Source organism: Pantoea sp. Morm (assembly GCF_016643525.1).
GTDB classification, from domain to species: Bacteria; Pseudomonadota; Gammaproteobacteria; order Enterobacterales; family Enterobacteriaceae; genus Pantoea; species Pantoea dispersa.
In genome coordinates, this window is sequence record NZ_VOQX01000060.1 from 21,588 (window position 1) to 30,083 (window position 8,496).

At 60.1% G+C, this 8,496-nt stretch carries 9 protein-coding genes and 1 riboswitch; of the genes, 7 read left to right on the plus strand and 2 right to left on the minus strand.

The genetic code is table 11. The features are described 5' to 3' along the window. The first annotated feature begins 3 nt into the window (after positions 1-3). The 6 genes from FT726_RS18770 (at position 4) to FT726_RS18795 (ending at position 6,571) form a co-directional block, all read left to right on the plus strand. Positions 4-1,233: a M20 family metallopeptidase gene (locus FT726_RS18770; RefSeq protein WP_288422312.1), complete on the plus strand. Its 1,230-nt coding sequence runs from the start codon at positions 4-6 to the stop codon at positions 1,231-1,233. Then, on the plus strand, positions 1,230-2,345 hold the full coding sequence (locus tag FT726_RS18775) for a Xaa-Pro peptidase family protein (RefSeq protein ID WP_346303210.1): 1,116 nt from the start codon (positions 1,230-1,232) through the stop codon (positions 2,343-2,345). The genes FT726_RS18770 and FT726_RS18775 overlap by 4 nt, the downstream gene beginning before the upstream one ends. Positions 2,346-2,359: 14 nt before the next feature. Continuing rightward, positions 2,360-2,950 carry a D-alanyl-D-alanine dipeptidase gene (gene ddpX, locus FT726_RS18780; RefSeq protein WP_346303211.1) on the plus strand — a complete coding sequence of 197 codons (591 nt, stop codon included), beginning with the start codon at positions 2,360-2,362 and terminating at the stop codon, positions 2,948-2,950. 75 nt (positions 2,951-3,025) lie between these two features. Then, positions 3,026-3,155: riboswitch (TPP riboswitch) on the plus strand. Between the two features lie 68 nt (positions 3,156-3,223). Continuing rightward, positions 3,224-4,333, plus strand: coding sequence for a long-chain fatty acid--CoA ligase (locus FT726_RS18785; protein ID WP_346303212.1), 1,110 nt, complete (start codon positions 3,224-3,226; stop codon positions 4,331-4,333). After that, the gene (locus tag FT726_RS18790) at positions 4,330-5,778 is read left to right on the plus strand and encodes an acyl-CoA reductase (protein ID WP_288422319.1); all 1,449 of its coding nucleotides are present in this window, start codon (positions 4,330-4,332) and stop codon (positions 5,776-5,778) included. Before FT726_RS18785 ends, FT726_RS18790 begins: the two co-directional genes overlap by 4 nt. A 19-nt stretch (positions 5,779-5,797) precedes the next feature. Further along, positions 5,798-6,571: an SDR family oxidoreductase gene (locus FT726_RS18795; RefSeq protein ID WP_288422321.1), complete on the plus strand. Its 774-nt coding sequence runs from the start codon at positions 5,798-5,800 to the stop codon at positions 6,569-6,571. A gap of 59 nt (positions 6,572-6,630) precedes the next feature. Here the strand turns inward: FT726_RS18795 and FT726_RS18800 are convergent, their stop codons facing one another. Then, positions 6,631-6,963 (minus strand): four-helix bundle copper-binding protein, encoded by a 333-nt coding sequence (locus tag FT726_RS18800; RefSeq protein ID WP_058758661.1) that lies wholly within the window; start codon positions 6,961-6,963, stop codon positions 6,631-6,633. 492 nt (positions 6,964-7,455) lie between these two features. Then, a complete protein-coding gene (locus FT726_RS18805) occupies positions 7,456-7,620 on the minus strand; it encodes a general stress protein (protein WP_010615780.1) in 165 nt (54 codons plus the stop codon). 491 nt (positions 7,621-8,111) lie between these two features. Between FT726_RS18805 and FT726_RS18810 the strand changes: the two genes are divergently transcribed. Further along, a partial coding sequence (locus tag FT726_RS18810) for a DUF892 family protein (RefSeq protein WP_346303213.1) occupies positions 8,112-8,496 on the plus strand: 385 nt, incomplete at its 3' end.

Consider the following 8,496-nt stretch of genomic DNA (forward strand, 5'->3'; position numbering starts at 1 on the left):
CGCATGAACCCTGAAGAGTTAATTCATCACATCGATCGTGAATACTGCCTCGCTTTCCTGGCAAAAATGGTGCAGCACAAAAGTTACAGTGCCACCGAGGGCGAACGCGAATTAGCCCGCTATATGGCAGAACAGATGGCGCAGCTGGGGCTGGAAACCGAGCTGCAGCCGGTGGCTGGCGATCGGCTGAACGCCATTGGGCGGCTGGCCGGTAGCGGGGGCGGCCACAGCCTGCTGTTCAACGGCCATCTTGATACTAACCCGGTCACCGAAGGCTGGACCGTCGATCCCTGGGCGGGAAAAATCGACGAGCAGTTTATTTACGGCATCGGCGTTTCTAACATGAAAGCGGGCGATGCCGCCTATTTCTGCGCGCTGAAGACGTTGATTGATGCCGGCGTGAAGCTCAGGGGCGACGTGATCCTCACTTACGTGGTCGGCGAGTTACAGGGCGGCATCGGTACGCTGGCGGCGATTGAGCAGGGCATACGCGCCGACTATTTCATCAATGCCGAACCAACAGATCTACAGGCGCTGACCATGCATGCCGGCTCGCTGATGTTCACCATTGAACTGACCGGCGATACGCGCCATCTGTCAAAGCGTGAGGAGGCGGTCGACGCGATTGCGGCGGCGGTTGAACTGATTCCACAGATCAATAACATCACCTTCAGCGGAGCGAAAAGCGCAGAACACCGCAAAATTAACCGTGGTCATATTGGCACCGTACACGGTGCGCTGGGGCGTGATTTGCAGGAGTGGCGGCCGCCGCAGGTCGCGGATTTTGTCCGCCTGAAAGGCTCCGCCCGCTTTGCGCCGGGGCAAACGGTAGACGGCGTGCTGGCCGACCTGCAGGCCCTGCTGGATGCACTGTGCCAGCGCTATCCGGGCCTGCAGGCGCAGCTGTTCGATGACGGCCTGCGCGATAAACCCACCATGCTGCCGTTTGAGGTGTCGCTGGAATCGCCAATCGTTAAAGCGGTCAATCGCGGCTGGCAGACTGTGCGCGGCACGCCGCAGCCCACCGGGGTGATCACGCCGCCCGCCTTCTACGGTACCGATGCGGCGCACCTGTATCAGCATGCGGGCATGGAGGGCATCGTGTGCGGGCCCGGCGGCAAGTACAACACCATGCCGGACGAGCGCGTCGAGATCAGTGAGTTTCTCGATATGGTGCGCATCTATTTGCTGGCCATCCTCGACATCTGCCAGCCGGTTGAACCGGCGTCATGATCGCCGACGCGCTGTCACGGCTGCGCAGCGCCATGCGCGCCGCCGATATCGAGGTGATGCTGATCGATCATGGCGAACTGCTGGCATGGTTAACCGGTTATACCGTGTCGGAAACGCGTTATCGTGCCTGTCTGGTGCCGTTGCAGGACGAACCATGGATGGTGCTGCGCCAGCTGGATGCCGCGCCGTGCCGCGCGCAGTCACCGCAGCTGGCGATTGACGCGTACCGTGATGAAGACGATCCGTGGCTGGCGGTGGCGCAAAGCCTGACGCGGCGCGGCTATCAGCGGGCGCGGCTGGGCGCGGATTATGCATCCTACGGCATGACGGTGCATAGCTGGCAGCAGCTGGCGCGCCATCTGCCCGGGGTGCGCTGGTGTGAGGTCAGCGGTCTCAGCGACCGGTTGCGCAGCGTTAAATTTCAGGCTGAAATCGCCAGCTTACGCCAGGCCGCCGGCATTGCCGATGCCACGCTGGCTCAGCTGAGTGCGCAGGTGCAGGGCGGCTGGCGCGTGCGTGATGTCGCCGCGCTGGCGGCGGCACAATTTCTGCGGCTCGGTGCTGACAGCGGTGAAACCGGACCGATTGTTATCGCCAGCGGCGACAGCGGATTTTTACATGCCAGCGGCCATGAGCAGCGTCTGCAAGCGGGCGATGTACTGCACGTTGAGCTGATCCCTAAAGTGCGGCACTACAGCGCGCGCCTGATGCGTCCGCTGATTGTCGGTGAAATCTCTGCGGCGCGCGCGGCGCTGGCACAACAGCTGATCGCCATTCAGGATCGCCAGCTACGGGCGATGAAGCCGGGCGTAGCGGCCTGCACGGTGGATGCCGTCGCGCGTGAGGCGGTGCTCAGCGCCGGGCTGCGTGAGGATTACAGCAACATCACCGGTTATGCGCTGGGTCTGTATACGCGCACCCCGCGTCCAAGCGATTTCAGCTGCTGTTTTCATCCTCAGGCGCCGTGGTTACTGGAGGAAAACATGGTGTTTCACATGTATATTTCAGCGCAGGGCCTCGCCTTCAGTGAAACCGTGCGCGTCACGGCACAGGGCGCAGAGCGACTCACCACGCTGCCGCGCCAGCCGTTTACGCTGCCGGCTAACAATTAACAGGATGATGTACAGTGCAGGACGTTGAATTAATCGATTTGGCTGCCACCTTGCCGGGCCTGATTTTTGATCTGAAATACGCCACCGCCGATAACATCGCCGGGTATGCCATTTATCGCGACGCGCAGGCGCTGCTGCATCCGGATGCCGCCGCCGCGCTGCGCCGCAGCAGTGACATCGCCCGGCTGGCGGGGTTCCGCCTGCTGGTGCTGGACGCGTATCGTCCGCAGCAGGCGCAGTGGCACTTGTGGGATGCCTGTCCCGACGCGGATTATGTGGTGCCACCGGCGCGGGGCTCGAATCACAGCCGCGGCGTGGCGATCGATGTGACGCTGGTGGATGAGGCGGGCAACATTCTGGAAATGGGGACCGGGTTTGACGACATGTCTGCTGAGTCGCACCCGTTCCATCCCAACGTGCCGCAGCAGGCGCAGCGCCATCGCCTGTTACTGAACGCCATCATGCTCGGCGGCGGTTTTGTCGGCATGCCCACCGAATGGTGGCACTTTGAACTGCCGGATGCGCAAAACTACCCGCTGCTCAGCGATCGCTTTGCCTGCGTCAGCCGGGCTGATCGCGCTCCTGTGAGTGATATTGCGCGTTAATAATCGCGTTGCTGAAGCGAGGGGGTTCTGAGCCTTCCCGCCTTGACACGCCCTCCGTTCCGACCCCAGAATGCAGCTTGTTCCAAGGGGTGCCCTGTTAGAGGGCTGAGATTCTACCCGCGCGGCTGTCACGGCCGGCAACGTAGTGACCCTCTGAACCTGATCCGGCTAATACCGGCGTAGGGATGTGGAACCGGGGTCACTGCACGCCCTCATTCCCTCTTTGCGCCTTTCTGCGAATTCTGCGCATCACTCAGCCCCTGGCTGGCCGTTATGCCGCAGTCCAAAGAGGGCACCTTCATGACCGAAGCGTCAATCATTGCCGCGCTGCTGGCATTTATGCAGCGCCAGGAAACCACCGAAGCGGATTTCAACCAGCTGGCGCTGCAGCTGTTCGCGTGGCAATTCGAACACAATCTCCCTTACGCCCGTTTCTCCCGCCAGCGCGGCCGTACGCCGCTGACGGTCAAACAGTGGCGGCAGATTCCGGCGGTGCCGATTACGGCGTTTAAAGATCTGACGCTGAGCTGCCGTCCGGCGGCGGAGATTCCCCACATCTTTATGACCAGCGGCACCACGGGGACCGGCCGGGGGCGCAGCTATCACCCCACGCTGGCGGTTTACGATCGCTCGATGCTGATCAATTTCCGCCAGCGCTTTATGGCCGGATATCCGCGCCTGCCGATGGCGATCCTGTTTCCGCACAGCAGCGAGCTGCCCAACTCTTCGCTGGCCCACTATCTGACGCTGGCGATGCAAGAATGTGGCACGCCAGACAGCGAAGTGATGGTGGATGCGCAGGGGCTGAAACTGCCGCGTCTGATCGCCGCGCTGGAGCAGGCGCAGGCCAGCGGCCAACCCTATGCCCTGCTGGGTGCCAGCTACAGTTTTGTCCACCTGCTGGACGAACTGGCGCGTCAGCAGCGGCGTTTCAGGCTGCCGCCGGGCAGCCGCATCCTCGACACCGGGGGTTTTAAGGGCCAGTCGCGTGAAGTTGCGGCGGAAGCGTTTTATAGCGCGCTGCAGCAGACGCTCGGCGTGCCGCGTTCGCACTGCATCAATATGTACGGCATGACTGAACTCAGCACGCAGTTTTACGATGCCGGCAATGAAATCTGCCCGCCGGTGAAATCCGGACCGCACTGGATTCGCACGCGCGTGGTCAATCCGCTGACCGGTGCAGACGTGCCGGAAGGTGAGACAGGCGTACTGGTGCATCACGATCTCGCCCATTTCAATTCTGTTTCCGCCATTCTGACCGAAGATGCCGGCGTGATGGTGCCCGGCGGGTTTCAGCTGCTGGGCCGCGTCGCGGGCGCCGATGCCAAAGGCTGCTCGCTGGCGATGGAATCGTTTCTCGCTGCCGCGCAGGCGCGTGCATGAAACTGTATGCCGGCCATCTGCCGGGCATCCGCCACAGCGAGGTGGCGTGGCACAGCCTGCACTTTGGCCAGCAAGGCAGCACGCTGGAAGTGTGCGTGCCGGTGCTGTCCGAGGCGCAGATTGCCACGCTGGCGGCCAGCGTGCGCGATAACGCGCGCCGCTACCTGCACACCCTGAGCGTAGCGCGCATCACCGCGTTGATTGATGAAGCCATCGCGCGCCTGCTTGACCGTTCGCACCCGTTGCGCCAGCAGGCGGAGCGGTTGCTGCCGCTGGTTACCGGCTATGACGCCGGGATGCTGCGGCTCGGTTTAACCGGCTATCTCAAAACCTTCCGTGAACCGCAGCTGCGGCGTTTTCTGGCGGAGGATTTCGGCAACGTGCAGATGCTGGACGATTTTCAGCCGCGGCCAAAAGGCGGCTTTGCCCGCGCGTTTGGTCCACAGCTGTTGCTGCAGGTCTGGGCCGGCAATGTGCCGGGTTTGCCACTGTGGAGCCTGATAGCCGGCCTGCTGGTGAAGGCGGGAAGCGTGGGCAAAGTGGCGAGCGCTGAGCCGCTGATGGCGGGCTGGTTCGCCCAGCTGCTGGCGGAGATCGATCCGCAGCTGGGCGACTGTCTGGCCGTTGTATGGTGGCAGGGCGGTGATGAACGCACTGAGCAGCAGTGGTTCCGCGAGGCAGACGTGGTGATGGCTTATGGCGGAGAAGCCGCGCTGACGGCGATGCAGCGGCGTCTGCCGCCAGCCACGCGCTTTCTGCCGCATGGCCACAAAATCAGTTTTGGCATGGTGGCGCGGTCGGCGCTGGACGTGCGGCGCGGTACGGCGCTGGCGCGTCAGGTGGCTTACGATGTGATGCGCTATGACCAGGCCGGCTGTTACTCGCCGCAGGCGCTGTTTATTGAGCGCGGCGGCCGGGTGTCGCCGCAGGAGTTTGCTGCTTACCTCGCTCATGAACTTGCCGCGCTGGCACAGCGCTATCCGCGCGCGACGCTGACGCTGGGTGAAAGTCAGGCTGTGGCCGCGTGGCGCAACGCGGAGGAAATGCGTGCGCTGAGCGGTGACCGCACGCTGTACGGTGATGAGCACGATGCCTGGGCGGTGGTGTACGTCGATAAGCCGGAGCCGTTACAACCGGGCGCGCTCGGACGCACGCTGAAGGTGATTGCCGTGGATACGCTGGAGGAGACGGTAAGCTGGGTAGCCGCGCAGCGCGCGTATCTGCAAAGCGTTGGCCTCGCGGCCGCGCCCGAGGTGCTGTTTCGGCTGGCGGCGCAGCTCGGTGCGGCGGGCGTCACGCGCATCACGGCGCTGGGTAACATGACTTCACCGGAGGCGGGCTGGCATCACGATGGCCGTTTTAGCCTGCTGGATCTGGTCACCCTGTGCGAAATCGAACAGGCGGCGGAAACCGCCGCTGAACACTATGCGCCCTATCTTGACTGAGCGGGCGTGGAGAAACGCAATGAAATTCAGCAATCACACCGTGCTGGTGACCGGCGCCAGCCGCGGTATTGGCGCCGCCATTGCCCAGGCCTTTGCCGCCGAAGGCGCGTTTGTCGTGGTCAACTATTTACGTAATCACGACGCCGCTTCGCAGGTAGTCGCGGCCTGTGAAGCACAGGGCGGGGGTGCACTGGCGATTGCCGCCGATGTGACCTGCGCCGCACAGGTAGCCGATATGATGCAGCAGATCGACGCCGCTACCGGGCGACTGGATGTGGTGGTGAACAATGCCTTCGCACCTTATCGCTTCGATCCGGACCAGCGCCCGCGCTTCTGGGAAACGTCCTGGTCCGCTTACCAGACGCAGTTTGATGGCGCAGTGAACGCCTGCTACAACGTGTGTCAGGCGGCCTTGCCGCTGATGCGCCGCCGGGCGCGCGGCAGTATCATCAATCTGGCAAGTGATTTGATCGCCCGGCCGGCGGTGGCTTATCACGACTATATCACCGCAAAAGCCGCGCTGACGGGCTTTAGCCGGACGCTGGCGGCTGAGCTGGGGGCGCTGGGCATTCGGGTGAACTGCGTGGCGCCGGGACTGGTGTATCCCACCGATGCCAGTCAGCATACGCCAGAAGCGGTACGCCATGCGCTGACGGCGCAAACGCCGCTGGGACGACTGGCGCGCGCTGCGGATATCGCCGGGCCGGTGCTGTTTCTGGCATCAGCGTGGAGCGAATTTGTCACCGGCCAGACGCTGTATGTCGATGGCGGGTTGGTGATGCAGGACCATTAAGCCAGGTCGCCAGTCGCTGCACTGGCGACCTGCCACCGCCCTCCCGGTACCTCTATCCGTTATTCCGCCATGCCCACCGTCATGCAGCTATCTGCGCACTGCAGGCAAATTTCAGCACAGGTCTGACAGTGCGGATGCTGGTGCTTCTGGCACTCCCAACCGGCCAGCTGACAGGCCATCGACGTAATGGTACAGAGCTGCTCGCTCAGTTCACTCTGGGCAGCCAGCAGTTGGGCGGTTACGCGACACAGCGCCGCGCACTGCTGATTCAGGCTAATGCAGACGCTCATCTCACTGGCGTCAGCGTCCAGCAGACAAGCCGCCGCACAGTGGTCGCAGGCGGTCGCGCAGCGATAGCACAGCGCGATACAGTCATTGAGTTCAGCGTTCATGGGTTTCCTTAGCGTCAGGGTAAAACGACGCATATGTGAGCCTGAAGAGAGAATTTAGCTAAAACAGAGGTGATATCAAGTGGATAGCGGCGGATTAACCCCGGTAAGGTGCATCGCAGATGCAATTATCCCTTTAATAATGCGGAGTTAGCTAATTGTAAGCTTGTGTATATATCAGCGCCGATAATAAAAACCGCTTAAATAAAAGTGTACAAGTCCGTGTGGCTTGTACAAATATAGCCGCTGCGGATTTGTTAGTTAAATAAGCAATGGTTTAAATTCGTGGTAAATAAACGATGCAATTGAGACATTATAAGCGAAGCGGTAAATGCTGCCGGATCGCTGAAGATTTGATCGATTAATTGTTTTCCAGCGAGAAAATTACTCTCCTGACAAGGTTTATCACGCATTTAAGCGAAGCGTAAACTCAATGTCAGGAGAGTGTGGTGCCAAAGGTTATCGAGGTTAAATCAGTATTAAGAGGGGAAAGTCTTATTTACGACGACTGATCTTTCCTCCCTTCCTGCCGGCTTCAATGGCACGCTGTGGATCGTTCTTAAAGTTACCGCCACTGACCTGACCACCCTTGCGGCCTGCTTCAGCCGCGCGCTCCTTATCGGCTGCGAAGTTGCCTGAACCCCCACGACGTTGCGTCACTTTTTCTTCCTCTTCAGGTTTCTTCTTTGGATCCTTCATTTTTTTCCTCTCAGTTCATACCCGCATGAAGCAAAAATAAATGTAGCGATGTTTTTACCATAATCAAGCCAGGAATAATCTTAACTTTTAATTTACAGCACGTTGGTTGTTTAACTATGAGTCAATTCCAGCTGATTTATTCCGGCAAAACATCTGGGGTGGAATTGTTAACATTTTACTTTCATAAAGGGAAGCATTCTTTTAGCGCCGCTAATGTGATTCGATGAGGTTATGACAATTATCCGCTGTCGCAATTCTTAAAAACCTTTCTTGCACAGCTGCGCTTACTTGCTACGTTTAATTAAGTTGTTCGCCTGGACTTAATTAGCGCTTCGCTTATTTTCAGATAAACAGCCTGAAAGCGATGAGGTAAGAGCGTGCTGCCGGCTCAGTGACGAGCATCCAACGCGGCTGATGTGCCTGGCCGGTGTCACTTTACTTTGGAGCGAAACATGACGAAGGAATCTGTGTATCTGGACTGGCTGCGCGATGCGCATGCTATGGAAAAACACGCGGAAAGCTTGTTGAAAGCGGCGGTGTTGCGCCTGACGGAGCATCCCGCGTTGCAGACGCGCCTTGAGCAGTATCTTGAGCAAAGTCGTGAACAGCAGCAGCAGGTGAAAACGCTGCTGCGCCAGTATGACAGCAGCTGGTCGGTGCTGAAGGAGTCGTTAGGCCGGATGTCGGCGGTCGGTCAGGCCGCCAGCGACATGCTGCAGGATGAAGAGGGCATCCGTGTGGCCGTCAGCAGCTACGTGTTCTGTAACTATAAAATCGCCACCTACTCGACGTTGCTGGTGGCCGCAGAGCAGGCGGAAGAGGGGGAGGATGTCAGGA